A 22,742-nucleotide genomic window follows, 5' to 3' on the forward strand; every position below is an offset into this window, starting at 1 on the left:
CGCCCGGGCGGGCAGGGTGGGCGGGCCGGGCAGGCGGGTCAGGGGAGGTCGCCCTGCCAGGTCAGGGAGTCGGAACGGCCGGGCTCCGGGACGTAGAGCGCCAGCCCGACGGGCGCGGTGGCCCCGTACGCGATCAGCCGGATGCCGCGGCGGGTGCCGCCCGGGCCGCTGCCGCCCCCGGATTCCAGGTGGGCGCCGTCGAGCGGGCCGCCGCGCAGGTGCACCCGGCCGGGGGCCGGCCGGTCCTCCAGCGGTGCGCACCGGGTGCCGCTGTGGCTCCATGCGCGCACCACCGGGATTCCGTGCTCCGGGCGGCACGGCCTGTCGCCGTCGTCGGCCGGGTTCTCGGATGCGTTCGCCATCCCGTCTTCCTTCGCCCGTGACCGCCCCGGGCCCTGGCCCTCGCCGGGGACGATCAGGCGGTCCATGCTCCCCAACCGGCCCCGCTTTGGCTACCACCACAAGTGGTCCAGACCAATCTGTTACCTACGGTTCACAATCGGCCGGCCGGCGGGCCGCGGGGCCGGGATCGGGCGCCGGTGCATGACCGGCCGCCGTCCGGGCAGGCGCCCGGCGTCCCCGGCGACGAGAGCGAGAGGAGCGCGGGTGATGGAGGTCGACGATGTGCGGGTGCGGGTGCGGGCTCGGTCGCGGGTTCAGCGCCCCGCGCCGACCGCGGGTGTGTGGACCCGCGGCCCCGGGATGCCGTCCTCGCCGCAGGGGGCGGGCAGTCCCAGGGCGTCCGAGGTGCCGGTGAGGGCGGCCAGGCGCAGCAGCTGCGGCGACGGACCCTCCAGGTGGAAGGTGGCGCCCGTGCCGGACACGCGGCGGCCCGCGCGCAGCAGCGTGCCGAGCCCGACGCAGTCGCAGAAGGACAGGGTGGCGGCGTCGAGGATCACGATGCGGGGGCGGCCGAGGAGGGCCACGCCGACGGCGGAGTCGATCTCCGGTGCGGTGTCCATGTCCAGCTCGCCGGACACGTGCAGATGGGCGACCGCCGCATGGACGGTGACGGCCACCGTGAGGTGGCCGGGTGGTGCCGGTCGTTCGGCCATGAAGGCCTCCCTTCGCCGGGCGGCGCGCACGGCGGCGCCCGGGACCGCAAGTTGCGGTGCTCCCACCCTAGGGGCAACGTTTGCCATTCGACAACATTCCACATTCGGCAACGATCGCCGGCCGGCCCCGGAGCGGTCAGGCCGTCCGTGCCGCCGCCGGCCCTGCGGCGTCGCCCGCCGTCTGCCGGACGGTGGCCGTCCGGAAGGCCTTCAGGCCGGTCACCAGGGCCCGGCGGTCGGCCGCCGGCATGGCGTCCAGTACCTCGGCGAGCGCCTGCTCCCGGGCGGTGCGCAGCTCGTCCAGGAAGGCCAGCCCGGCAGCGGTGAGGTGCAGCTGCAGCTCGCGCCGGCTGGTCGTGCTGGCGCTGCGCTGGACGAGCCCGATCGCCTCCAGCCGGTCGCACAGCCGGCTGACCGAGGACGGGCGCGAGTCCAGGGTCTCGGTGAGCGTGCGGAGGTTGATGCCGTCGCTCTCCGCCAGGACGTAGAGCACGCGGAGCTGGGAGACGGAGACCGGGCCCGCGGCCAGGTCGCGGCCGCCGCCCCAGAGCACCTCCAGCAGTTCCACCACGGACGATGCGGTCGTCGCGTCGTCGCGGCCCGGGAACGGGGAGGCGGGGTCCATGGCTCCATCCTGGCATCCCCGTCCCGGCGGGCGGCAACCCGTCGGCCGAATCCGCCGGCGTGCGGACGGGAGGGGATCGCGGATGACGGCCGACCTGTCCGCGGTCGAGCGCGCGCTGCGCGCCGCCGCCCCCTACGCGCTGCTCGACGCCACGCGCGCGGTCCTCACCCGCCGGTACGGCGTGCGCACTGTCGAACTGCTGCTCGCCGACTACAGCCTGACGGTGCTCCAGCGGGTCACCGACCTCCCGCACACCGCCCGGCCGCTCGCCGTGCACACCGGCGCGTCCGGGCGGGCTTTCGGGTCCCAGCAGCCCTGCACGGAGCCCGCACCCGGGCCCGGCGGCGGCCACGGCGGCGACGGCGACGGCGGCGGCACGGTGGTGGTGCACCTGCCGGTCACCGTGCGGGGCGACCGCCTCGGCGTCCTGAGCCTCGGTGTGGACAGCGCCGAGCTCACCCCGCAGCGGCAGGAGGAGTTCCGCGAGATCGCGGAGATCCTCGGTCACCACATCCTCGTCGCCGAGCGGGACACCGACCTCTACCTCCAGGCCCGCCGCAAGGACCGCCTCACCCTGGCCGCCGAGATGCAGTGGCAGCTGCTGCCGGCCCGTGCCTGCACCCGTGAGGAGTACGCCATCGGCGCCCAGCTGGAGCCCGCCTACGCCATCCACGGGGACAACTTCGACTGGTCGGCCACCGAGGACCGGCTCACCCTGACCATCACCAACGGCATGGGCGAGGGCATCGACGCCTCGCTGCTCACCAACCTCGCCATCAACGCGCTGCGCAACGCGCGCCGCGCGGGTGTCGACATCGCCGACCAGGCGGCCCTGGCCGACCAGGCGGTCTGGGGCCAGTACCGGGGCGAGGCCCACGTCTCCGTCCTCCTCCTGGAGTTCCACCTGGACACCGGCCTGGTCGAGATCGTCGACGCCGGCTCCCCGCAACTGCTGCGGCTGCGGGACGGCGCCGTCCGGCACATCCCGTTCGAGGCGCAGCTGCCGCTGGGCCTGGCCGACGACACCCCGTACGAGGCGCAGCGCATCCGGGTGGAGCGCGGCGACCGGCTGATCTTCGTCAGCGACGGCGTGCACGCCGTCGCCTCGAAGGCGGGCGAGGCCTACGGCGCGACGGCGCTGGCCCGCGCCATCCTGGCGACCCGGCTGCTGCCGGCCGCCGAGGTGCCCCGCGGGATCCTGACCGAACTCGCCGCCCACCGCGACGACGCCCCGCAGGACGACGCCCTCGTGGTGTGCCTCGACTGGGCGGGCCGCCATCCGGCTCCGGCCGGAGCCCTGCCCGTCTGACCTCCCGGGGCGGGCCCCGATCGGACCAGTGGGACGTGCGCTGCGCCGCCCCGGCTGATGAGCTGCCCTCGAACTGTCCGGATCGCCGGAACCGCCCGGACCGCGGTCGGCGGCGCCGGGAACGGAGGCGGGACGATGCCGAACGCGGTGAAGAGCGGGGGCGACCGCAACGCGCTGGCCAGCGGCGTGGTGGCGGTCGCCGCCGTGATGCTGCTGCTCGCGGGTGTGCTCAACCTGTTCCGCGGCATCATGGCGATCACCGACGATCCGGTGTTCGCCCCCGCTCCGGACTACGCCTTCCGGTTCAGCCTGACCGCCTGGGGCTGGATCCACGTGGTGCTCGCCGTGATCGCCGTCCTGGTCGGGCTCGGCCTGTTCCGGCTCGCGCGGTGGGCGCGGGTCGCGGGCATCGTCATCACCGCTCTGCTGATCATCGCGAACTTCCTCTCCATTCCGGCCTACCCGCTCTGGTCGATCATCGTCATCGGCGCCGCCACCATCGCCCTGTGGGGCCTGTGCACCGTCCGCCGCGAGCCCGTCGGCTGACGGGCGGGCGGACGGACGGACAGCCGGCCGGGTCGGGCCGGGCGGGTCGGGCCGGGCGGGCCGGATCAGGCGGCCGGGTCGATGGTGACCCGGAGGTGCTTCATGATCGGCTGATCGCTCTGGGTGCTGTGGTCGCTCAGCGCGCACAGCACGTTCAGTTCGGGCATGTAGCCGGCCGCGCAGCCCCGGGGGATGTCGTAGGGGATGGCGAGGTAGCCGTGCACGGACCGCCGGCTGCCGTCCTTCGCGGTGCTCGTGACGTCGACGGGGGCGAGGTCGGCGATCCCGCGCTCGCGCATGTCGGCCCGGTTCATGAAGACCAGCGTGCGCAGGTTCTTGATGCCCCGGTAGCGGTCGTTGTCGGAGTAGATCGTGGTGTTCCACTGGTCGTGCGACCGCATGGTGCCCAGAGCCAGGGTGCCGGGGGCGGGCACGACGTCGGGCAGGGCGGCGGTGGAGAACTCCGCGCGCCCGGACGGCGTCAGGAAGACCAGCTCCCGGGCGGGCTGCCGGAGGCGGAAGCCGAGCGGCAGGCGGACGCGGCGGTTGAAGTCCTCGAAGCCGTCGAGCGCCTTGGCCATGGTGTCGCGGATGCGGTCGTAGTCCTCGATGTACCAGGCCCAGGGCGTCCTGCTGTCGGGCAGCGCGGCACGGGCCATGCCGGCGACGATGGCCGGCTCGGACAGCAGGTGCGGCGAGGCGGGGCGCTTCATGCCGCGCGACAGGTGCACCATGCTCATCGAGTCCTCGACGGAGGTGCTCTGGATGCCCCGCCGCTGGTGGTCCTTCTCGGTGCGGCCGAGGCACGGCAGGATCAGCGCCCGCCGCCCGTGCACGAGGTGGCTGCGGTTCAGCTTCGTGCTCACCTGGACGGTGAGCTCGCAGGCGCGCAGCGCCTCGTAGGTGTACGGGGTGTCGGGCGCGGCGAGCGCGAAGTTGCCGCCCATGCCGACGAACACCTTCACGTCGCCGCGGTGCATCGCCCTGATGGTCGCGACGGTGTCCAGGCCGTGCGCCCGGGGCGGCTCGATCGAGCAGGCCGCGGCGAGCCGGTCCAGGAACTCCTCCGAGGGGCGGTGGTCGATGCCGCAGGTGCGGTTGCCCTGGACGTTGCTGTGACCGCGCACGGGGAGGGGCCCGCACCCTCGCGGCCCAGATTGCCGCGGAGCAGCAGCAGGTTGACGATCTCCCGGACGGTGTCGACGCCGTGCTCGTGCTGGGTGAGGCCCAGGCACCAGCTGACGATGGTGCGGTCGGCCTCGCTGTACACCCGCACCGCTTCGAGGATGTCGGCCCGGCCCAGTCCGGACTGGGTCTCGATCTCCTCCCACGGCGTGGCCTCGCACAGGGCGCGGTACTCGTCGAAGTACGCCGTGTGACGGTCGATGAACTCCCGGTCCAGCGCCCGGGGATCGGTTTCGGACTGCTCCAGGACGGCCTTGGCCATGCCGCGCAGCAGCGCCATGTCGCCGCCGATCCGGGGCTGCAGGTTGAGGGTGCTCGTCCGGGTGGTCCGGAGGATCGCCATGTCCACGAAGTCGTGCGGGACGATGGTGCGGGTCGCGGCCGCTTCGACGATCGGGTTGATGTGCACGATCTGGGCGCCGCGGTGGTGCGCCTCGGCGAGGGCGGTGAGCATCCGGGGCGCGTTGGAGGCGGCGTTGACCCCCAGGATGAACAGCGCGTCGGCGCTCTCCCAGTCCTTGAGGTCGACCGTCCCCTTGCCGGTGCCCAGGGATGCCTGGAGGGCCCGGCCGCTCGCCTCGTGGCACATGTTGGAGCAGTCCGGCAGGTTGTTCGTGCCCAGCTCACGGGCCATCAGCTGGTACAGGAACGTGGCTTCGTTGCCGAGCCGGCCGGAGGTGTAGAACGAGGCCTGGTTCGGGTCGTCCAGCCCGCGCAGGGCGGCGCCGACCACCTCGAAGGCGTCCTTCCAGCTGATCGGGACGTAGTGGTCCGACGCGGGGTCGTAGACCATCGGTCCGGTCAGCCGTCCCTGGTTCTCCAGGTCGTAGTCGCTCCACCCGGACAGCTCGGTGACCGAGTGGGCGGCGAAGAACTCCCGGCCGACCCGTTTGCCGGTCATCTCCCAGGTGACGTGCTTGATGCCGTTCTCGCAGATGTCCAGGTGCAGGCCCTTGGTGTCGTCGGGCCAGGCGCATCCGGGGCAGTCGAAGCCCGTCCTCTCGTGGTTCATCCGCATGATGGCCCGTGAGCCGTCCACCACCGCGCCCTCGCGCACCAGGAAGCCGCTCACGCTCTTCGCGGCGCCCCAGCCCGCGGCGGGGTGGTGGTAGGGGTGGAACTCCGGCTCCCCGGCGGGGGCGGGGCCCACGGCGGGCTCCACCTCGTCCTGCTGGTCACGGGCCTTGCCACGGTCGGTGGTCACGGGTCTCAACCCCTCCACGATGCGGGAACGGGCGGGCGGAACGGCACGTGCGCGCAGGCCGCGCCCCCGATGCGCGCGCCCGCCGGCCGGCTCCGGGGACGGCCGGTGCCTGCACGGGCGCGCCACCGCGCGGCCGGGCTGCACCGCGGTGCCCGCGTGGATACGCTGACGCTGTCCACTTTTGCGCGTTCTGCCCCATTATCCACCGATGGGAGCTCCATGGTCGTACCCCAGCCCGTCGTCCTGCCGCCCTCCCGGGCCGCCGTCTTCCTGGTGGCCACCGTGGCATCCGGGGGCGAGGGGGTCGTCCGCGAGGCGCTCCAGGAGCTGGCGGGACTGACCCGGTCGGTGGCGTTCCGCGCCCCCGAGGACGGCCTCAGCTGCGTCGCCGGTGTCGGCTCCGAGGGGTGGGACCGCCTCGTCGGCGGACCGCGGCCGCGCGACCTGCACTCCTTCCGGCCCCTGCACGGCCCCCGCCACCGGGCCCCGGCCACGCCGGGTGATCTGCTGTTCCATCTGCGTGCCCGCCGGATGGACCTGTGCTTCGAACTCGCCCGGCTGATCACGGAGCGGCTGGGCGCCGCGGTGACCGTGGTCGACGAGGTGCACGGCTTCACGTACTTCGACGAGCGGGACCTGCTCGGCTTCGTCGACGGCAGCGAGAACCCGCAGGGCACGGCGGCGGCCGGGGCCGTGTTCATCGGCGACGAGGATCCGCCGTTCCGCGGGGGCAGTTACGTGATCGTGCAGAAGTACCTGCACGACATGGCGGCCTGGACAGCCCTGACGGCCGAACAGCAGGAGCACGTCGTCGGGCGGACGAAGGCGGCCAACGTCGAACTGCCGGACGACGTCAAGCCGGCGGACTCGCACGTCGCGCTCAACACGATCGTCGACGAGGACGGCACCGAACGGCAGATCGTCCGCGCGAACATGCCCTTCGGGCAGGTCGGCAGCGGCGAGTTCGGCACCTACTTCATCGGCTACGCGCGGACGCCCGACGTCACCGAGCGGATGCTGCGCAACATGTTCCTCGGCGATCCGCCCGGCACCACGGACCGCATCCTCGACTTCTCGACGGCCGTGACCGGCGGCCTGTTCTTCGTGCCGAGCGCGGACCTCCTCGACGACCTCCCCGCCGCACCCGCCTGCGCCGCCCGCCTCGGAGACTCCCTGGGCATCGGCAGCCTGAAAGGAGCCCCCGCCCCATGACGACCCCCGCCGGCAACAACCTGCACCGCGAGCTCGCCCCGATCACCCCGGCGGCCTGGGCCGAGATCGAGACCGAGGCCCGCCGGACCTTCCGGCGCCACGTCGCGGGCCGCCGGGTCGTCGACGTCCCCGACCCGGTCGGTCCGGAGCTCGCCGCCGTCGGCACCGGGCACCTGGCCGACATCGCCGCGCCCGCTCCCGGAGTCACGGCACGCCTGCGCGGCGCGCAGCCGGTCGTCGAGCTGCGGGTCCCGTTCACGGTCGCCCGGGCCGCCGTGGACGACGTCGAGCGCGGCTCGAAGGACTCCGACTGGCAGCCCGTGAAGGACGCCGCGCGCACCATGGCGTTCGTCGAGGACCGGACGATCTTCGACGGGTACGGAGCAGCCGGTGTCGACGGACTGCGCGCCCGGTCCTCCAACCCGGTGCTGCCGCTGCCCGCCGAACCGCGCGACTATCCCGACGCGGTCGGCCGGGCCCTCACCTCGCTGCGGCTGGCCGGGGTCGACGGCCCGTACGCCCTCCTGCTCGGTGCCGAGGAGTACCGTGCGGTCAGCGAGACCTCCGACCACGGCCACCCGATCGCGGCCCACCTCGGCCGGATGCTGGACGGTGCCCCGATCTGGGCGCCGGCCCTCAGCGGCGCCTTCGTCCTCTCCACCCGCGGCGGCGACTTCGAACTCGTCCTCGGCCAGGACGTGGCGATCGGCTACACGGGGCACGACGCGACCGGTGTCGAGCTGTACTTCCATGAGACGCTGACCTTCCGCACCTACACGGACGAGGCCGTGGTCGTACTGGAAGCCTGAGGCACCTCCGCCGGTCTGCCGAGGCATCACACCCCGGGGCTCCCATGAACCACCGGCCGGCGCTCGCCGCCGTCCCGCGACTCGCCGGCTCCGTCGTCATCGGGGCGGTCGTCGGCGCGGCCGTGGGCGCCCTGACCACCAGGCCGCTGGGGATCCTCACCGGCATCGTGGCGGCGGAGACGCTCTTCGTCGTGGTCGGATGGGTCGTCCTGTGGCCGATGGACGCCGCCGCCACCCACCGCAACGTCCGGCGCGAGGAGTTCCGGCCGTTCGTCGAGGAGATCGTCGTCGTCGCGACCGCCCTGTGCGGACTGATCGCCATCGTGCTGCTGCTCCTGGTCGGCGACCCGCGCTTCCGGCACGCCGCGGCCGCGGCCGCGCTCTGCGGCGTGTTCATGGCCTGGGCGGCCCTGCACCTGATGTACGCCACCCGCTACGCGTACGTCTACTACCTGCCGCCCGTCGGCGGGATCGACTTCAACACCGGCGACGCGCCCCGGTACAGCGACTTCCTCTACTTCAGCTACAACCTCGGCATGACCTACCAGGTCTCCGACACCAGCGTCTCCACCTCCGCGCTCCGCGCCGTCGTCCTGCGTCACTGCCTGCTGTCGTACGTCTTCGGCGCCAGCATCCTGGCCACCACCATCAGCCTCGTCGCCGGCATCGTCACCAGCCGCTGACGCGGGCCCGCGGGCCCGTCCCGGGCCTATGCTCGAACCATGGCCCCGACCGCTCGCCCACCCGGCCCGGATGCCGCCGCCGGACCAGCGACGGAACCCGTCACGCCCGATCCGGCGCGGGAGGTGACCGGCACGCTGCTGACCCAGTCCTGGCTCGACCTCACCTTCCTGCACTGGGCGGCGGACCCGGCGGACGTGGCGCCGCTGCTCCCGCCCGGCACCCGGCCCGACGTGCACGACGGGATGACGTACGTGGGCCTGGTGGCCTTCCGCATGCACCGGGTGGGGTGGTTCCGGCTGCCGGGCGTGCCGTATTTCGGGACGTTCCCTGAGACCAACGTGCGGCTCTACTCGGTGGACGGGCACGGCCGGCGCGGCGTGGTGTTCCGCTCGCTGGAGGCCTCCCGGCTCGTCCCGGTCGCGATGGCCCGGCTCGGCTTCCGGCTGCCGTACGTCTGGGCCCGGATGACCATCGACCGGGACGGCGACACCCGCACCTACACCAGCGTCCGCCGCTGGCCGGGGCCGCGCGGTGCGCACAGCAGGATCTCCGTCCGGATCGGCGAACCGATCCCGGAGCCGACCGCGCTGGAGCACTTCCTGACGGCCCGTTGGGGCCTGCACGGCGACTTCTTCGGCCGCCCGATGTACCTGCCGAACACCCACCCGCGCTGGCCGCTGCACCGCGCCGAGCTGACCGGGTGCAGCGAGGACCTGGTCGCCGCCGCCGGACTGCCCCGGCCCGCAGGGCCGCCGGTCAGCGTGCTGTACTCGCCCGGCGTGCCGGTGCGCTTCGGCGGCCCGCTGCGCCCGCCGCGCCCGCTGCCTCCCGGGCCGTGAAGGCGGCGACGCGGACGAGATGGCGGGCGTAGGCCTCGGTGGTCAGGAAGGCGGGCAGCCGGTCGCCGAGCGCGGTCTCCCGCAGGATCCGCACGGCGTCGTCGACCAGCGCCTGGTCGGCGCCCTCGGCGAGCAGCGCGGCGCGTTCGCGGTCGACGAGCCGCCCGATCATGTCCCGGTGGCGTAGGCGCCGCCGGTGAGCCGTGAGCAGTGGTGCTGCCACTGCCAGAGCTGGCAGCGGGCGATCTCGGCAGTCGCGACGTCCTCCATCAGGCCGGACACGGCGACCGCGCCGGAGCCGCCGAGCCAGGCGGTGAGGTAGCGCAGGGCCACCGCGACGTTGGACCGCACGCCCTCGTGGGTGGGGTAGCCCGGGGTGCGGTGCACGGCGAGCAGGTCGGCGGCGGTCACCGCCACGTCCTCGCGGCGACGGTCCAGCTGGTGCGGCCGTCCGCCGAGCACCCCGTCGAAGACCGCCCGACAGGTGGCGACCAGGCCGGGGTGGGCGACCCAGGAGCCGTCGAACCCGTCGCCGGCCTCCCGCTCCTTGTCCAGGCGGACCTTGGCGAGCGCGGCCGCGTTCGCCTCCCGGTCCCGGCTCGGGACGGCGGCCGCCATGCCGCCGATCGCGTGGGCGCCGCGCCGCTGGCAGGTGCGGACCAGCAGGTCGGTGCAGGCGCGCAGGAACGGCTGGCCCATGGTGACCTGCGCCCGGTCCGGCAGCACGTACCGCCGGCCGTGCCCGGCGAAGTTCTTGATCAGGCTGAACAGGTGGTCCCAGCGTCCCGCGTTGAGCCCGGCGGCGTGCTCGCGCCGCCTGCAGTGGAATTGGTACAGCCCGAGGTCGACGAGGGCGGCGACGGCCGGGCGGCCGTCGATCAGCAGGTCGGCCTCGTCCAGGTGCCAGCCGCGCGGGCGGACGACGATGGTGGCCGGGCTGTCGCCGACCCGGTACCGCCTCCCGTCGGGCGCGGTGTCGTCGATCCTGCGCTCGATCGCGTCGAGCAGGTTCAGCTGGCCGGAGACGATGTTGTGCCAGGTCGGCGCGGTCGCGTCCTCGAAGTCCGCGAGCCGGACCTGCGCACCGGAGTCGAGCGCGTTGACGGTCATCCGGCGCTCGGGCGGCCCGGTGATCTCCACCCGCCGGTCGGCCGGGCCGGGCGCGGCCGGTGCGATGCGCCAGGTGAGGTCCTCCCGGACGGCGCGGGTCTCCGGGAGGAAGTCCAGGGTGCCCGTCCCGGCCAGGACGGCGGCGCGGCGGAGGCGCTCCGCGCGCAGGTCGGCGCGGCGCCCGGCGAAGGCGTCGTGCAGGCGGATCAGGAAGCGCAGGGCGTCCGGGGCGAGGAACCGCGCTCGTCCTGCCGTACACGTCGTTCCACACCGAGGCCGAGCGCTCCCGGTACGACATCGAGCACCTCGCCGACCACTTCGGCGTCGGCTACGAGACCGTCTGCCACCGCCTCAGCACCCTGCAGCGGCCCGGGCTGCGTGGCGTGCCGTTCTCCTTCGTCCGGGTCGACCGGGCCGGGAACGTCTCGAAACGGCAGTCCGCCAGCGACTTCCACTTCTCCCGCACCGGCGGTACCTGCCCGCTGTGGAACGTCTGCGAGGCGTTCGCCGCGCCCGGCCGGGTGCACGTCCAGGTCGCCGCGATGCCGGACGGCCGCCGCTACCTGTGGACGGCGCGGGCGGTCACCCGCTCGCCGGGCGGGTGGGGCCGTCCCGGCAAGACCTTCGCGATCGGCCTCGGCTGCGAACTGCGGCACGCCTCCCGGCTCGTCTACTCGGCCGGCCTCGACCTCGGCGACCGGGCGGCCGCCACCCCGATCGGCCTCGGCTGCAAGGTCTGCGAACGCCCGGCCTGCCCCCAGCGCGCCGCACCGGCCCTCGGCCGCCCGCCGGCCGTGGACGAGCACACCAGTACCTTCGTCCCGTACCCGGTCCTGCCCGGTCCGGCGGACTGAGCGGCCGTCCCTCCCGTCAAGTCCCCCTCGGGGCGGCACGGTAGGCTGCCGGGCATGTCACAGCCGGTGCAGCTCGTCATCCTGATCACCACGTTGCCGGGTCGCGGCGGGGAGCAGATCGCCGCCTTCGAGCGCCTCGCTCCGCTCGTGCGGGCCGAGGCGGGCTGCCTGCAGTACGACCTGCACCAGGTGAGCGGCGAGCCCGAACGCTTCGTCCTCATCGAGCGGTGGGCATCGAAGGCGGCCCTCGCCGCCCACGACGTCACGCCGCACATGATCGAGGCCGATGCCGCCAGCCCCGCCTTCCGGGCCGGGCCCGCCGAGGTCGTCGAACTCGTCGCGGCCCCCGTGGCCTGACGGCCGTACGCCGTTGCGTGCGGTCAGAGGGCCCGGTGGTGGCGCCACCAGCCGTCGATCACCGCGAACTTCTCGGCGAAGTCGTGGTCGAACCTCGCGTGGGGTGCCCGCAGCACCGTTCGCTTCCCGTTGAACTGGTACAGGGCGATGGACCTTCCTCGATCCGGACGTCCTGGATGGTGTGCCAGTCGACGGCACGTCGGTGGCTGCCGTGGACAACCACCCGGTGAGGCGTCAGCTCGATGCCGAACTCGCGGCCCAGCAGCAGGCTCCACACGGGCATGGTAAGGACGACCAGGCCGGCATGGACCGAGTCCCGCTGGAACAGCGGCTCGCCGTTGGCCCGGAGGAGGAGCTCGAAGAGGAGGACGGCAACAGCGGATCCCAGGGCGGCGGGGGCCATGCGCTGAAGCGGTGTCGGGCGGAACCGCACAGCCTTCCAGGCCTGGGGCCCGGCCGCCGGGGCGCGCTGGTCATTCGGCATGGCGGTGGCCTCTGGGGTGTGCTCGATCAGGTGTGGTCCGGCCGTGGGCCGGGCTGTGTGCACCACCGGGCTGTCTGCACCAGGAGCGCCGATCGCGGGTGGTGCCACGGCGGAATGTGATGCTCCGTTTCTGCGGTGGAAGTATGTCGCCCGACGTCCGGCGGCCGCAAGGCGGGCCACTGCCCGGTCGGGCGATGGCCACGGGCCCGAGCGGTACCCGGCGCGGAGGCCGCCGACCCTCGCTTTCGGCGAGACCGGCCCCATACGAGGCCGACCCACTGGACGGCGGCTTCGCGATGGCCCGCGGCTGGCCGGCCGGGTGGCGTCGCGCGGCACCGCCCGGCCCCCGGACCTACCCTGAGGGCATGATCAACGGTGCGCACGTCATCATCCACAGCCGCGACGAAGAGGCGGACCGGGCCTTCTTCCGCGACGTGCTGGAGTGGCCGAACGTCGACGCGGGAGGCGGCTGGCTGATCTTCGCGCTGCCCCCGGCCGAGCTGGCCGTGCACCCCACGGACGGCCCCGGGGCGCATGAGCTCTACCTGATGTGCGACGACGTCGACGCCACGGTGCGCGACCTGACCGCCAGGGGTGTGGAGTTCACCCGGCCGGTCACCGCGGCCGGCTGGGGAGGGTGACGGCGTTCCGCCTGCCGGGCGGCGGCGAGGTGCACCTGTACGAACCGCGCCACGCGAGGGCCACCGACCGGTGAGAACTCACCTGCCTCGGCGTCTCCTGCGGGACGATCCCACCGCCACCCGCCACCCGCCACCCGCCACCCGCCGCGCGGCCGTGACGGCCCGGCGGAGACGGCCCGGCGGAGACGTGTTGACGGCTCCCACCCGGAAAATCCCAGGTGGGAGCCATCAGGAACGCCCCATCAGATCAGCGTGCGCCAGTAGTACCAGAACCTGTTCAGCACCAGCAGCGCAATACCGAGGTACCACAGGGCAGGGGCGGCCCAGTGGTAGCGGGTCAGGGCGGCCGTGAGCCCGCGCGGGGCGGGTAGGACGCCCGTCCGCAGGTTGTGCAGCAGGGTGTACCAGAACAGCGGCCCCACCACGGCCCACACCACCATGCAGTACGGGCAGAGGGCGCCGATCTCGTACAGCGCCTGGCTGATCAGCCAGATCACGAAGCCGAGCCCGAACGCCGTGCCCGCCTGGAGCCCGAGCCAGAACCACCGGCGGTGGGCGGCGCCGGACAGCAGGCCGGCGCCGACCGCGGCGAGCGCTCCGAACGCGACCAGGCCGATCAGCGGGTTGGGGAAGCCGAAGGCCGAGGCCTGCGCGGTGCGCATCACCGAACCGCAGCTGATCACCGGGTTGATGCTGCATCCCGGCCGGTAGCCCGGGTTCTCCAGCATCCGGAGCTTGTCGAAGGTCAGGACCGCGGAGGCGGCCAGCCCGAGCAGGCCGCCGACCAGCAGCAGCCAGGAGAACGCCCGGCCGGCCGGGACGGGGACCGCCCGCGTGGCGGTGGCGGGCTCGGACGCGGGGACGGTGGCGGTGGTCTGCACGGCTCAGCCCCCGATCGTGCTGCGGATCAGCGCGGTGTACTGCTCCGGCGTCACCGGCTTGCCCGCGCCGTCGAAGACCGAAAGCGTCCTGCCGTCCAGCTTCACCGTCGGGGTGCCGTTGACGCCGCTGGAGTTGAAGGCCTTGGCGACCTTGGAGGCCCACGGCAGGTAGGTGCCCTCGGTGACGGCCTTGGTGAAGGCCGCAGTCTTCAGGCCCGGCACCTTGCCGGCCAGCTCCAGGATCCGGTTGGTGTCGCCGAACCCGTCACTGGTCTCGGCGGGCTGGTTGGCGTACAGCACGTCGTGGAACTTCTTGAACTGGTCCACGCCCTGGTCGAGGGCCGCGCCCGCGGCGGCCAGCGCGGTCCTGGAGCCCTTGCCGCCGAGGTTGTCGTCCAGGAAGGCGGCCAGGTGGTACTCGATCTTGTAGGTGCCGCTGTCGGCCAGTTGCTGCACGGCCTGCCCGGCCGAGGTCTCGAACTCCCGGCACACCGGGCAGCGGAAGTCCTCGTACACGGTGAGCGTGTGCGGGGCGTCGGCGCGGCCGTAGACCACGACCGTGCCGTCGGTGCCGGACGTGTGGGCGGGCGTGGTCACCGGGACGGCCGCCGCCGCGGTGCCGGAGCCGTCCGAGGCGGTGGAGATGGCCGCCACGGTGCCGCCGACGACGGCGATCACCGCTGCGACGGCGACGCCCACGGCGGTCCGCCGCCGGACGGTGGCGGCGCGCTGCTCGCGGCGGTGCGCCTCCTGCATGCGCTCACGGGCGGACTGGGCGGGGCGGGGCTGCTGCGTGGTCATGGTGTCCGTCGATCCTCACGGTACGGGCGTGCCGCCGGGCCGTACGGCCGCGCGGGGGCACACCGGAAAGGGGGCGTCCTGCGTACGGGGGCGAGCCGACGGGCGGACCGGCGGGGGCCGGTGGCGGTCAGCAGGCCAGGGCGTACGCGGGCGGGCCGCGCCGGGGTGCCGGGGTGAGGAGGACGTCGTCGGGGCGGGGCAGCGCCCGCTCGCGGTCGGGCAGCGCCGCCAGGACGGCGGGGCAGGCCGGGAGCGGTGCGAGCAGCAGCAGCGCCCGCCAGGGGCGCGCGCCGCGGACCGCAGGGTGCGCAGCGCCTCGCCGACGGCGCCGAGCGCGCTGTCGCCGAGCCGCAGCCAGAGGGCGGCGGCCAGGGCCAGCGCCAGGTGCACCAGCAGGACCAGCAGCCGGACCGATCCGGCGGAGCCGCCCGACCAGCCGGAGAGCAGGGTGTCGCCGTGCACCGAGCCGCCGCCGCAGACCAGCAGGTCGACGCCGTGCGACCGGGCGGCGACCGCGGTGCAGCCGTCCTGGCCGAGGTTGAAGGCGGTGTTCAGCAGCAGCTCGACCGGGACCATCACGGCGCAGAGCCGCCACAGGCTCTGGCGGCCCCCGCCAGCGCGACCGCCAGCAGGAACACGGCCGCCGTGCAGAGCGCGACGAGCGTCAGCGGCAGCTGCCGGCCGGTCAGCACGACCTGGCCCAGGGCGGCGAGCGGCACGGCGAGCGCGGTGAACACCGCGGCCCGCAGGGCTCTCGTCGTCCTGTCACCGGTCATGGACAGCGAGTATGCCAGTGCGCCGATCAAGCCCGCATAAGCGTCGCCCGCCGGCCGGTGGCAAGCCGGCCGCCCCGCCCCGGGCGCCCCGGGCGTGCCGGGTCGCCGCCCCGGACCGGGTCCGGCCTACGCTGGAGACCCCGCAGAAGGGTGACCGCCGTGCCGCACCGGGACGAACCGACCGCGGGGGAGCTGCTGACCGCCTGGCTCGCCCGCCAGACCGAGGCGCTGGCCGCGCTCGAGGGCCCCGTCCGGGCCGACGAGCCCGACGCCGTCCACCGGATGCGGATCACCTCCCGGCGGCTGCGCAGCACCCTCCAGGCGTACCGGCCGCTGCTGGCCGCCGACACCACGGCGCTGGTGGGCGAGCTCCGCGAGCTCGCTGCGGCGCTCGGGCTCGCCCGGGACAGCGAGGTGCTCGGCGAACGGCTCACCGCGGCCGCCCGGGAGCTGCCGCCGGAGTGCGGGCCGCAGGAGGCCGCTGCGGCGCTCGGCCGGTGGTCCGCCGAGCAGACCGCCCGCGCCAGGCCGCAGGCGCTCGCGGCCCTGGACGGTCCCCGGCTGCCGGCCCTGCTGGCCGGGCTGCGCGCCCTGGTGGCCGAACCGCGGCTGACCGTTCGCGCGGATCGGCCCGCGAGCGGCGAGCTCGCCCGGATCGCCCGTCGCGAACAGCGCCGGACCGGCCGCCGGATCCGGGCCGCCCGGGAGGCCGCCCCCGGCGAGCCCACCGACCAGGCGCTGCACGAGGCCCGGAAGGCCGCCAAGCGGGCCCGGTACGCGGGCGAGCCGGCCGGCGCCGCGGCGCAGTCGTTCACGCGGCGGATGAAGGAGCTCCAGGACCTGCTCGGCGCCCACCAGGACGCCGTGCTCGCCCGCCGGACCTTGCACGGTCTCGCCGGGACGGGCCCGGCCTTCGCGTACGGCGTCCTCTTCGAGCAGCAGCGGGCGGCCGCGGCGCGGGCCCGGGCCGAGCTGCCGGCGGTCTGGCGGCGGGCCCGCAGACGGCCGACGTTCTGAGCACGCGGCGGCCGGCGGCCCGTCCGCGACCGGGGGTCAGCGCAGGCCTGCGGCGGCGGCCGCGGTGGCCAGCAGGTCGGTGAGCATCGCCGGGGTGAGCCGCCCGGTGTAGGTGTTGCGCGGGCTCACGTGGTAGCAGCCGAACAGGTGCAGCCCCGGGCCGCCGTCCGCGGCCGGCAGTGCGGCCCGGGCGCCGTGGCCGAAGACCGGGCGCGGCCGTGGCACCTGCCAGCCGGACTCCGCGAGCACGGGCAGGACGGCCTGCCAGGCGAACCCGCCCAGGGCGACGACGGCGCGCGCACTCGGCCGCAGGTAGCGGAACTCGCGGGTGATCCACGGCCGACAGGTGTCGCGCTCGGTCGGGCTCGGCCGGTTCTCCGGCGGGCAGCAGCGGACGGGGTCGGTGATCCGCACCCCGTGCAGCCGCAGGCCGTCCCCGCGCCGGACGGCCTCCGCCCGGGAGGCCAGCCCCAGCTCGTACAGGGCGGCGTAGAGCAGGTCGCCGGACGGGTCGCCGGTGAAGATCCGGCCGGTCCGGTTGGCGCCGTGCGCGGCGGGGGCCAGGCCGACGATCACCAGGGCGGCGTCCTCAGGCCCGAAGCCGGGGATCGGGCGCGCCCAGTAGTCGTCGTCCAGGTAGGCGCGCCGCTTCGTCCGGGCCGCCTCCTCCCGCCACTCCACCAGCCGCGGACAGGCCCGGCAGCCGGTCACCGCGGTGTCCAGCTCGGTCAGACTGCCGGTCGCGGCGACGGCCTCGACCGGGTCCAGGACCGGCGCCGGGGGCTCCGGCCAGCCCGGTGCGGCTGACCGGGCACGACCGGGTGCAGGGGAGGCCATGCCCGCATCCTAGAACCCGTCCGCCCGGCAGGCCCCGCCCGGCCGTCCGCGCTCCGGCGGGCGGCCGGAGTAGCGTGGAGAGTGGGGCGGCCTGCGGGTGTGCGAGGTGACGCGATGTTGGTGGTCGAAGCGATCCTGGGGCTGCTGATCGTCCTGGCCGTGTGTGCCGGACTGAGCCTGCGGGTGGTGCAGCAGTACCAGCTCGGTGTGGTGTTCCGGTTCGGCCGGGTGCTGGACGAGGTCCGCCGGCCCGGGCTGGCGATGATCATGCCGGTGGCCGACCGGCTGCGCCGGGTCAATGTCCAGATCGTCACGATGCCCGTCCCGGCCCAGGAGGGGATCACCCGGGACAACGTGACGGTACGGGTCGACGCGGTCGTCTACTTCAAGGTCATCGACCCGGTGAAGGCCACCGTCAACGTCCAGGACTACAGCTTCGCGATCTCCCAGGTCGCGCAGACCTCGCTGCGGTCGATCATCGGCAAGAGCGAGCTGGACGACCTGCTGGCCAACCGGGAGCCCCTCAACCAGGGTCTGGAGCTGATGCTGGACACCCCGGCCGTCGGCTGGGGCGTCGAGATCGACCGGGTGGAGATCAAGGACGTCGCACTCCCCGAGTCGATGAAGCGCTCGATGTCCCGGCAGGCCGAGGCGGAGCGCGAGCGGCGCGCCCGGATCATCACCGCGGACGGCGAGTTCCAGGCGTCCGCACGGCTCTCCGAGGCGGCCGCGATCATGAGCGCCACCCCGGCTGCGCTCCAACTGCGGCTGCTCCAGACCGTGGTGGAGGTCGCGGCGGAGAAGAACTCGACCCTGGTGCTGCCCTTCCCGGTGGAGCTCCTGCGCTTCCTCGACAGCGTGACCGAGAAGCCGGCCGCCGCGGCCGCGGCAGCGCCGGGGCCGGTCGGGCCCGAGCAGCTGGAGCTGCCCGATCTGCCCGCCCTCGACGAGGTGTTGGCCCACTCGCCGTTCGACCCCCGCTGCAGGACGCCTTCGAGCGGGCGCCCGGCCCGGCGGAGGCCGACGGGCAGGCCGACGGCGCCGAGGTGGCGGTGCCCCGGAGCGGGGACCACGATGGAGGGGCAGGGGCGTGAGCCAGTCGGGAGGTTCGACCATGACCACAGCCGGAGAGATCATGCACCCGGGCGCGGAGTGCGTGGGCGAGTACGACACCCTGGCCGACGCCGCCCGGACGATGCGGGAGCGGGGTGTCGGTGCACTGCCGATCTGCGGGGACGACCAGAAGCTGCTGGGCATCCTCACCGACCGGGACATCGTGCTGAAGTGCGTCGCAGAGGGCTCGACCCGAACCGGGTCCGGGCCGTCGACCTCGCCATCGGCCGTCCGATGGTGATCGAGGAGGACGAGGACGCCGAGCAGGTTCTGCGGATCATGGAACAGCACCTGGTCCGGCGGCTCCCGGTGATCAACCACCCCGACCACAAGCTGGTCGGAATGATCAGCGAGGCCGACATCGCCCGCCACATGCCGCAGGAACGGGTCGCCGAGTTCGTCACCACGATCTGCGCCGAGAAGGACTGAGCGGGCCGGCGGGGTGTACGGCCGGGCGGCGGTGCGCCGCCCGGCCCTCCGCGCGCGGCGCCGCGGTCAGATCTTCGCGAGGAAGGTGTCCGCGATCACCTGGTAGCCGGTGTCGTTGGCGTGGATGTCGCCGCGGGCCATGTTGGTCCACTGCATGATCCGGGCCACGTTCAGCGGCACCTGCTGCCCGCCGAGCGGCACCGTCGGCGAGAACGCATTGGTGCTGAACGCGGCGCCCACGTCGGCGGTGGGCACGCCGTGCGCGGCGTCCGCGAGCCCGATGGTGGCGTTCAGCACGTTCGCCAGCGGCACCGAGAGCGCGGCCGTCGTACGGCCCTGGTCGCCCGTCATCCAGGCGGCGAGGAAGGGGTCGTAGAGGTTCATGCCGACGATCCGGGTCTGCGGGCCCGCGGCCTCGCGCAGCTGCGCCAGGATGGCCGACAGGCCGCGGCCGACCTGGGCGACGCCGTTCAGCGCGCAGGGCAGGTCGATCGTCCCGCCCGCCGCGCAGCCGTCCACGTCGTTGGCGCCGATGTCGATCGTCACCAGGACCTTGTCGTGGCGGTGCTCGCGCAGGTAGCGGACGGCGGCGGCCAGTTGGGAGCCGGCGTACGGGTGCGGGTAGGGGCAGCCGCCGTTGATCATGGACCCGGTGGTCTCGCCGGGGCAGCCGAGGTCGGTGAAGTCGAAGGCGCGCTTCTTCGCCGCCGCGCGCTCTCCCAGGGTGCGGGCGATGTCCTGCGCGTAGCCGCGGCCCACCACGTGCCCGCCGTCCGGCGTGGACTGGTAGCCGGCGGCCAGCGAGTCGCCGAGGGCCAGGTAGTGGCGCGGGAGGTCCGAGGAGCGGGACGAGGGCGCCGCGGCGGCCGGGACGGCCGACAGGCCGAGCGCCGAGGCGGCGAACGCGGCGGTGACGACGGCGAGTCGGGCGCGTCTGGACAGGAGCGGGCGCATCGGGCCTCCAGGGCGGTCGGGCCGCGGGGTGGTGCGGCCCGGTGAGGCTACTGCTCGGTAGTCCCGGTGAGTAGGGGTCGGACGCGATCCGTTCGCGCAGCCGTGGGCGGGCCGCTCGCGCCGACCGTCGGGTGCCGCGTCAGCGGCTCTCCCCGGTTGCGGCTCCCGATGCCTCCCGGAGAGCCCGCCGGACGAGCTCGGCCAGGTGCACCGCCCTTCGGCCGTCGGCGAGTTGGGCGATCTGAGTCCGGCAGCTCAGTCCGTCGGCGAGGACCGTCACCTCCGGCCCCGCGGCCCGTACCGCAGGCAGCAGCACCCGCTCGGCCGCCGCCACCGACACCTCGTAATGTCCGCGTTCCATCCCGAAGTTGCCCGCCAGCCCGCAGCAGCCGGAGTCCAGCACCTCGGTCTCCACCCCGAGCCGCCGTTCGACCCGGCGGTCCGCCGCGGTGCCCAGCACCGCGTGCTGGTGGCAGTGCACCTGGGCGATCGCGGTCGTCGCCAGCCGGGGAGCTCCGCCCCCGACCCGTCCAGGAACTCCGCGAACGTGCGGATCCGGCCGGGCAGGTCGCCCGCGCCGTCGGGGCCGAGCAGCCTCGGCAGTTCCTCGCGCAGCGCCGCCGTGCAGCTCGGCTCCACGCCGACCACCGGCAGCCCGGCTGGAACGGCCCGCAGGCTGCGCCTCAGGACCCTTCGGGCGAGCGCGAGTTGGCCGGTGGAGATCAGGGTGAGCCCGCAGCAGACCGGGCCGTGCGGCAGTCGCACCTCGTACCCCAGGTGCTCCAGCACTTCCACGGCGGCCCGGGCCGGCTCCGGGTCGAGCAGCTCGGCCATGCTGTCCGGCCAGAGCAGCACCGGCGTTGCGCCGGGCGGGACGGGGTGGGCCGCCCGCCAGGCCCGGAACCAGGCGGTGAATCGCTGCTCCGGGAGTTGCGGCAGCTCCCGGCGCCGGTCGATGCCGGCCAGCCGCTTCAGTACCGACGCCGAACCCCGGTGCCGCAGCAGCCGGTTGGCGGGGCCCGGGGCGAGCGCGGCGCCGCGCAGCCACAGCGGCAGCCAGCCGAGCGACAGGTGCGAGGCGGGCCGCAGTCGGCGGCGGTAGTGCTGGTGGAGGAACTCGGCCTTGTACGTCGCCATGTCGACATGGACCGGGCAGTCGCTCGCGCAGCCCTTGCAGCCGAGGCAGAGGTCGAGCGCCTCCCGGACCTCCTCGGACCGCCAGCCGTCGGTGACCGCCTCGCCGCGCAGCATCTCGGCCAGCAGCCGGGCACGGCCGCGGGTGGAGTGCCGCTCCTCACCGGTGGCCATGTAGCTCGGGCACATCACGCCGCTCGTGGTGTCCACGCACTTCGCGACTCCCACGCAGCGGTGCACCGCGGTCAGCAGGCTGCCGCCGTCCTGCTCGTACGGCAGGGTCAGCGGCAGGTCGCGGCCGGGGAAGCGCAGGTCGGCGTCGAACGGGCGGGGATCCACCAGTGCACCGGGGTTGAGCAGGTTCTCCGGATCCCAGATCCGCTTGAACCGCCCGAACAGGTCGATGATCTCCGGCGGGTACATCCGGGGCAGCAGCTCCGCCCGCGCCTGCCCGTCGCCGTGCTCCCCGGAGAGCGAACCGCCGTACGACACCACCAGATCGGCGGCCTGTTCCAGGAAGGCCCGGAACGCGGGAAGCCGCCGGGGATCGGTCAGCGGGAAGTCCAGCCGCAGGTGCACGCACCCCTCGCCGAAGTGCCCGTAGGGGACGCCCCGCAGGCCGTGCCGGCCGAGCAGCGACCGCAGCTCCCGCAGGTAGTCGCCGAGCCGCTCCACCGGGACAGCGGAGTCCTCCCAGCCGGGCCAGGCCTCGCCCCCGTCCGGCAGCCGGGTGACGATGCCCGCGCCCGCCTCCCGGATTGCCCACAACTGCCGTTGCTCGCTCGGGTCGGTGACCACCGCGGCGGCCGCCCGCGGCGCGCGGCGGACGGCCTCGGCCAGGTCGCGGGCGGCGGCGAGCGCCTCGGCGGGCGTGTCGCCGCCGGCCTCCAGGAAGAGCCAGCAGGCGCCGTCGGGCAGTCGGTCCAGGGCGGGCGGACGCGGCCCGGCGGCCACCAGGGCGGCGATCAGGTCGGCCGCCATGCCCTCCACGGTCAGCGGCCGCAGCGGCAGCAGCGCGGGCACCGCGTCGGCCGCGGCGGTCTCGTCCGGGTAGCCGGCCACCACCAGGGCGCGGGCGGGCGGTTCGGGCACCAGGGCGACGGTGGCGCCGAGCACGACGGCGCAGGTGCCCTCGGTGCCGGTCAGGGCGCGGGGGAGGTCGTGGCCGCGTTCCGGGAGCAGCGCGTCCAGGGTGTAGCCGGAGGTGCGGCGGGGCAGATCCGGCATACCGCGCCGGAGCAGCGCGAGGTTCTGCTCCGCGAGGTCCTGCACGGCCCGGTGCACCTCGCCCGCCCGGCCGGGCAGGCCGCGCAGCCGGGCGCGTCCGGCCGCGTCCAGCGGGCCGCCGACGGTCAGTTCGGTACCGTCCGCCAGCAGCAGGTCCAGGGACCGCACGTTGTCGCCGGTGCGTCCCCAGGCCACCGAGTGCGCGCCGCAGGAGTCGTTGCCGATCATCCCGCCGAGGGTGCAGCGGCTGTGCGTCGACGGGTCGGGCCCGAACCTGAGCCCGTACGGGCGGGCGGCCCGCTGGAGGTCGTCGAGGACGGCGCCGGGCTCCACCCGGGCCGTCCGGGCGTCCGGGTCGACGGACAGCACCCTGCCGAGGTGGCGCCGGAAGTCCACCACCACCGCGCCCGGGCCGATCGCCTGCCCGCCGATGCTGGTGCCCGCACCGCGCGGCACCACCGGTACCCCGAACTCGCGGCAGAGCGCGAGCGTCGTCCGGACGTCGTCCCGGTCGGCCGGCTTCACCACGCCGGCCGGCAGGTGCCGGTAGTTCGACGCGTCGTAGCCGTACACCGCGCGTTCGGCTGTGCCGAAGCGGACCTCACCCCGCAGGGCGGCGGACAGGGCGCGTTCCAGGGCGGCGGTCATGCGCCGATCAT

21 protein-coding genes and 5 pseudogenes are annotated in these 22,742 nt (G+C 74.6%); 13 read left to right on the forward strand and 13 right to left on the reverse strand.

Features of this window, described 5'->3' with window-relative positions:
* Positions 1 to 38: 38 nt before the first annotated feature.
* From ABEB13_RS33885 to ABEB13_RS33895, 3 genes are all read right to left on the reverse strand, one after another.
* Entirely contained in the window at positions 39 to 362 is a 324-nt protein-coding gene (locus ABEB13_RS33885) for a hypothetical protein (RefSeq protein WP_345708523.1), read from the reverse strand.
* 294 nt (positions 363 to 656) lie between these two features.
* On the reverse strand, positions 657 to 1,055 hold the full coding sequence (locus tag ABEB13_RS33890; RefSeq protein WP_345708524.1) for an STAS domain-containing protein: 399 nt from the start codon (positions 1,053 to 1,055) through the stop codon (positions 657 to 659).
* Between the two features lie 136 nt (positions 1,056 to 1,191).
* The gene (locus ABEB13_RS33895; RefSeq protein WP_345708525.1) at positions 1,192 to 1,680 is read right to left on the reverse strand and encodes a MarR family winged helix-turn-helix transcriptional regulator; all 489 of its coding nucleotides are present in this window, start codon (positions 1,678 to 1,680) and stop codon (positions 1,192 to 1,194) included.
* A gap of 82 nt (positions 1,681 to 1,762) precedes the next feature.
* Here ABEB13_RS33895 and ABEB13_RS33900 point away from each other — a divergent pair, with 82 nt between their 5' ends.
* Entirely contained in the window at positions 1,763 to 2,989 is a 1,227-nt protein-coding gene (locus ABEB13_RS33900) for a PP2C family protein-serine/threonine phosphatase (protein ID WP_345708526.1), read from the forward strand.
* A 135-nt stretch (positions 2,990 to 3,124) separates the two neighbouring features.
* Entirely contained in the window at positions 3,125 to 3,535 is a 411-nt protein-coding gene (locus tag ABEB13_RS33905) for a DUF7144 family membrane protein (protein ID WP_345708527.1), read from the forward strand.
* Between the two features lie 65 nt (positions 3,536 to 3,600).
* Here ABEB13_RS33905 and ABEB13_RS33910 read toward each other — a convergent pair.
* Positions 3,601 to 5,882: pseudogene (locus tag ABEB13_RS33910) on the reverse strand (FdhF/YdeP family oxidoreductase).
* Between the two features lie 261 nt (positions 5,883 to 6,143).
* Between ABEB13_RS33910 and ABEB13_RS33915 the strand changes: the two are divergent.
* From ABEB13_RS33915 to ABEB13_RS33930, 4 genes are read left to right on the forward strand one after another with little or no spacing between them, the layout of a single operon-like run.
* The gene (locus ABEB13_RS33915; RefSeq protein ID WP_345708528.1) at positions 6,144 to 7,136 is read left to right on the forward strand and encodes a Dyp-type peroxidase; all 993 of its coding nucleotides are present in this window, start codon (positions 6,144 to 6,146) and stop codon (positions 7,134 to 7,136) included.
* The gene (locus ABEB13_RS33920) at positions 7,133 to 7,945 is read left to right on the forward strand and encodes a family 1 encapsulin nanocompartment shell protein (protein ID WP_345708529.1); all 813 of its coding nucleotides are present in this window, start codon (positions 7,133 to 7,135) and stop codon (positions 7,943 to 7,945) included. The genes ABEB13_RS33915 and ABEB13_RS33920 overlap by 4 nt, the downstream gene beginning before the upstream one ends.
* A gap of 44 nt (positions 7,946 to 7,989) precedes the next feature.
* The gene (locus ABEB13_RS33925) at positions 7,990 to 8,628 is read left to right on the forward strand and encodes a DUF1345 domain-containing protein (protein ID WP_345708530.1); all 639 of its coding nucleotides are present in this window, start codon (positions 7,990 to 7,992) and stop codon (positions 8,626 to 8,628) included.
* A 39-nt stretch (positions 8,629 to 8,667) separates the two neighbouring features.
* On the forward strand, positions 8,668 to 9,468 hold the full coding sequence (locus ABEB13_RS33930; RefSeq protein ID WP_345708531.1) for a YqjF family protein: 801 nt from the start codon (positions 8,668 to 8,670) through the stop codon (positions 9,466 to 9,468).
* On the opposite strand, the pseudogene ABEB13_RS33935 reads toward ABEB13_RS33930, so the two are convergent.
* A pseudogene (locus tag ABEB13_RS33935) lies at positions 9,386 to 10,767 on the reverse strand (malate synthase); the annotation flags it as partial. The gene ABEB13_RS33930 and the pseudogene ABEB13_RS33935 overlap by 83 nt on opposite strands.
* Before the next feature lie 50 nt (positions 10,768 to 10,817).
* On the opposite strand from ABEB13_RS33935, the pseudogene ABEB13_RS33940 reads away from it, so the two are divergent.
* Both ABEB13_RS33940 and ABEB13_RS33945 read left to right on the forward strand, forming a co-directional pair.
* Positions 10,818 to 11,432: pseudogene (locus ABEB13_RS33940) on the forward strand (short-chain fatty acyl-CoA regulator family protein); the annotation flags it as partial.
* 54 nt (positions 11,433 to 11,486) lie between these two features.
* Complete coding sequence (locus ABEB13_RS33945; RefSeq protein ID WP_345708532.1) at positions 11,487 to 11,789, forward strand: putative quinol monooxygenase; 303 nt, start codon at positions 11,487 to 11,489, stop codon at positions 11,787 to 11,789.
* Positions 11,790 to 11,847: 58 nt separating this feature from the next.
* Here the strand turns inward: ABEB13_RS33945 and ABEB13_RS33950 are convergent, their stop codons facing one another.
* Positions 11,848 to 12,192 (reverse strand): PIG-H family GPI synthesis protein, encoded by a 345-nt coding sequence (locus tag ABEB13_RS33950; RefSeq protein ID WP_345708533.1) that lies wholly within the window; start codon positions 12,190 to 12,192, stop codon positions 11,848 to 11,850.
* 446 nt (positions 12,193 to 12,638) lie between these two features.
* Between ABEB13_RS33950 and ABEB13_RS33955 the strand changes: the two genes are divergently transcribed.
* Positions 12,639 to 12,914, forward strand: coding sequence for a VOC family protein (locus tag ABEB13_RS33955; protein WP_345708534.1), 276 nt, complete (start codon positions 12,639 to 12,641; stop codon positions 12,912 to 12,914).
* Between the two features lie 242 nt (positions 12,915 to 13,156).
* On the opposite strand, the gene ABEB13_RS33960 is transcribed toward ABEB13_RS33955, so the two are convergent.
* From ABEB13_RS33960 to ABEB13_RS33975, 4 genes are read right to left on the reverse strand one after another with little or no spacing between them, the layout of a single operon-like run.
* Positions 13,157 to 13,795: a vitamin K epoxide reductase family protein gene (locus tag ABEB13_RS33960; RefSeq protein WP_345708535.1), complete on the reverse strand. Its 639-nt coding sequence runs from the start codon at positions 13,793 to 13,795 to the stop codon at positions 13,157 to 13,159.
* A gap of 3 nt (positions 13,796 to 13,798) precedes the next feature.
* Positions 13,799 to 14,596 (reverse strand): thioredoxin domain-containing protein, encoded by a 798-nt coding sequence (locus tag ABEB13_RS33965; protein ID WP_345708536.1) that lies wholly within the window; start codon positions 14,594 to 14,596, stop codon positions 13,799 to 13,801.
* A gap of 15 nt (positions 14,597 to 14,611) precedes the next feature.
* Entirely contained in the window at positions 14,612 to 15,175 is a 564-nt protein-coding gene (locus ABEB13_RS33970; protein WP_345708537.1) for a hypothetical protein, read from the reverse strand.
* The gene (locus ABEB13_RS33975) at positions 15,172 to 15,372 is read right to left on the reverse strand and encodes a hypothetical protein (RefSeq protein WP_345708538.1); all 201 of its coding nucleotides are present in this window, start codon (positions 15,370 to 15,372) and stop codon (positions 15,172 to 15,174) included. Before ABEB13_RS33975 ends, ABEB13_RS33970 begins: the two co-directional genes overlap by 4 nt.
* Positions 15,373 to 15,531: 159 nt before the next feature.
* Here ABEB13_RS33975 and ABEB13_RS33980 point away from each other — a divergent pair, with 159 nt between their 5' ends.
* Positions 15,532 to 16,389: a CHAD domain-containing protein gene (locus ABEB13_RS33980; protein ID WP_345708539.1), complete on the forward strand. Its 858-nt coding sequence runs from the start codon at positions 15,532 to 15,534 to the stop codon at positions 16,387 to 16,389.
* A gap of 36 nt (positions 16,390 to 16,425) precedes the next feature.
* Here the strand turns inward: ABEB13_RS33980 and ABEB13_RS33985 are convergent, their stop codons facing one another.
* Positions 16,426 to 17,226 carry a uracil-DNA glycosylase gene (locus ABEB13_RS33985; protein ID WP_345708540.1) on the reverse strand — a complete coding sequence of 267 codons (801 nt, stop codon included), beginning with the start codon at positions 17,224 to 17,226 and terminating at the stop codon, positions 16,426 to 16,428.
* A gap of 114 nt (positions 17,227 to 17,340) precedes the next feature.
* Here ABEB13_RS33985 and ABEB13_RS33990 point away from each other — a divergent pair.
* The 3 genes and pseudogenes from ABEB13_RS33990 to ABEB13_RS34000 all read left to right on the forward strand — a co-directional run.
* A pseudogene (locus ABEB13_RS33990) lies at positions 17,341 to 17,862 on the forward strand (SPFH domain-containing protein); the annotation flags it as partial.
* A 499-nt stretch (positions 17,863 to 18,361) separates the two neighbouring features.
* Positions 18,362 to 18,580 carry a CBS domain-containing protein gene (locus tag ABEB13_RS33995; protein WP_345709917.1) on the forward strand — a complete coding sequence of 73 codons (219 nt, stop codon included), beginning with the start codon at positions 18,362 to 18,364 and terminating at the stop codon, positions 18,578 to 18,580.
* Between the two features lie 38 nt (positions 18,581 to 18,618).
* Positions 18,619 to 18,768 carry a CBS domain-containing protein gene (locus ABEB13_RS34000; protein WP_345709918.1) on the forward strand — a complete coding sequence of 50 codons (150 nt, stop codon included), beginning with the start codon at positions 18,619 to 18,621 and terminating at the stop codon, positions 18,766 to 18,768.
* A 66-nt stretch (positions 18,769 to 18,834) separates the two neighbouring features.
* Here ABEB13_RS34000 and ABEB13_RS34005 read toward each other — a convergent pair whose 3' ends face one another.
* Complete coding sequence (locus ABEB13_RS34005; RefSeq protein WP_345708541.1) at positions 18,835 to 19,722, reverse strand: SGNH/GDSL hydrolase family protein; 888 nt, start codon at positions 19,720 to 19,722, stop codon at positions 18,835 to 18,837.
* A gap of 139 nt (positions 19,723 to 19,861) precedes the next feature.
* Positions 19,862 to 22,731, reverse strand: a pseudogene (locus ABEB13_RS34010) (FAD-binding and (Fe-S)-binding domain-containing protein).
* Positions 22,732 to 22,742: the final 11 nt, after the last annotated feature.

The sequence above is a fragment of the Kitasatospora paranensis genome (assembly GCF_039544005.1).
Lineage (GTDB): Bacteria > Actinomycetota > Actinomycetes > Streptomycetales > Streptomycetaceae > Kitasatospora > Kitasatospora paranensis.

Coding starts and splice junctions, on each gene's coding strand:
- ABEB13_RS33885 (WP_345708523.1), bottom strand. CDS start 362: ATGGCGAACGCATCCGAGAACCCGGCCGACGACGGCGACAGGCCGTGC.
- ABEB13_RS33890 (WP_345708524.1), bottom strand. CDS start 1,055: ATGGCCGAACGACCGGCACCACCCGGCCACCTCACGGTGGCCGTCACC.
- ABEB13_RS33895 (WP_345708525.1), bottom strand. CDS start 1,680: ATGGACCCCGCCTCCCCGTTCCCGGGCCGCGACGACGCGACGACCGCA.
- ABEB13_RS33900 (WP_345708526.1), top strand. CDS start 1,763: ATGACGGCCGACCTGTCCGCGGTCGAGCGCGCGCTGCGCGCCGCCGCC.
- ABEB13_RS33905 (WP_345708527.1), top strand. CDS start 3,125: ATGCCGAACGCGGTGAAGAGCGGGGGCGACCGCAACGCGCTGGCCAGC.
- ABEB13_RS33915 (WP_345708528.1), top strand. CDS start 6,144: ATGGTCGTACCCCAGCCCGTCGTCCTGCCGCCCTCCCGGGCCGCCGTC.
- ABEB13_RS33920 (WP_345708529.1), top strand. CDS start 7,133: ATGACGACCCCCGCCGGCAACAACCTGCACCGCGAGCTCGCCCCGATC.
- ABEB13_RS33925 (WP_345708530.1), top strand. CDS start 7,990: ATGAACCACCGGCCGGCGCTCGCCGCCGTCCCGCGACTCGCCGGCTCC.
- ABEB13_RS33930 (WP_345708531.1), top strand. CDS start 8,668: ATGGCCCCGACCGCTCGCCCACCCGGCCCGGATGCCGCCGCCGGACCA.
- ABEB13_RS33945 (WP_345708532.1), top strand. CDS start 11,487: ATGTCACAGCCGGTGCAGCTCGTCATCCTGATCACCACGTTGCCGGGT.
- ABEB13_RS33950 (WP_345708533.1), bottom strand. CDS start 12,192: ATGGCCCCCGCCGCCCTGGGATCCGCTGTTGCCGTCCTCCTCTTCGAG.
- ABEB13_RS33955 (WP_345708534.1), top strand. CDS start 12,639: ATGATCAACGGTGCGCACGTCATCATCCACAGCCGCGACGAAGAGGCG.
- ABEB13_RS33965 (WP_345708536.1), bottom strand. CDS start 14,596: ATGACCACGCAGCAGCCCCGCCCCGCCCAGTCCGCCCGTGAGCGCATG.
- ABEB13_RS33975 (WP_345708538.1), bottom strand. CDS start 15,372: ATGACCGGTGACAGGACGACGAGAGCCCTGCGGGCCGCGGTGTTCACC.
- ABEB13_RS33985 (WP_345708540.1), bottom strand. CDS start 17,226: ATGGCCTCCCCTGCACCCGGTCGTGCCCGGTCAGCCGCACCGGGCTGG.
- ABEB13_RS33995 (WP_345709917.1), top strand. CDS start 18,362: ATGCACCCGGGCGCGGAGTGCGTGGGCGAGTACGACACCCTGGCCGAC.
- ABEB13_RS34000 (WP_345709918.1), top strand. CDS start 18,619: ATGGAACAGCACCTGGTCCGGCGGCTCCCGGTGATCAACCACCCCGAC.
- ABEB13_RS34005 (WP_345708541.1), bottom strand. CDS start 19,722: ATGCGCCCGCTCCTGTCCAGACGCGCCCGACTCGCCGTCGTCACCGCC.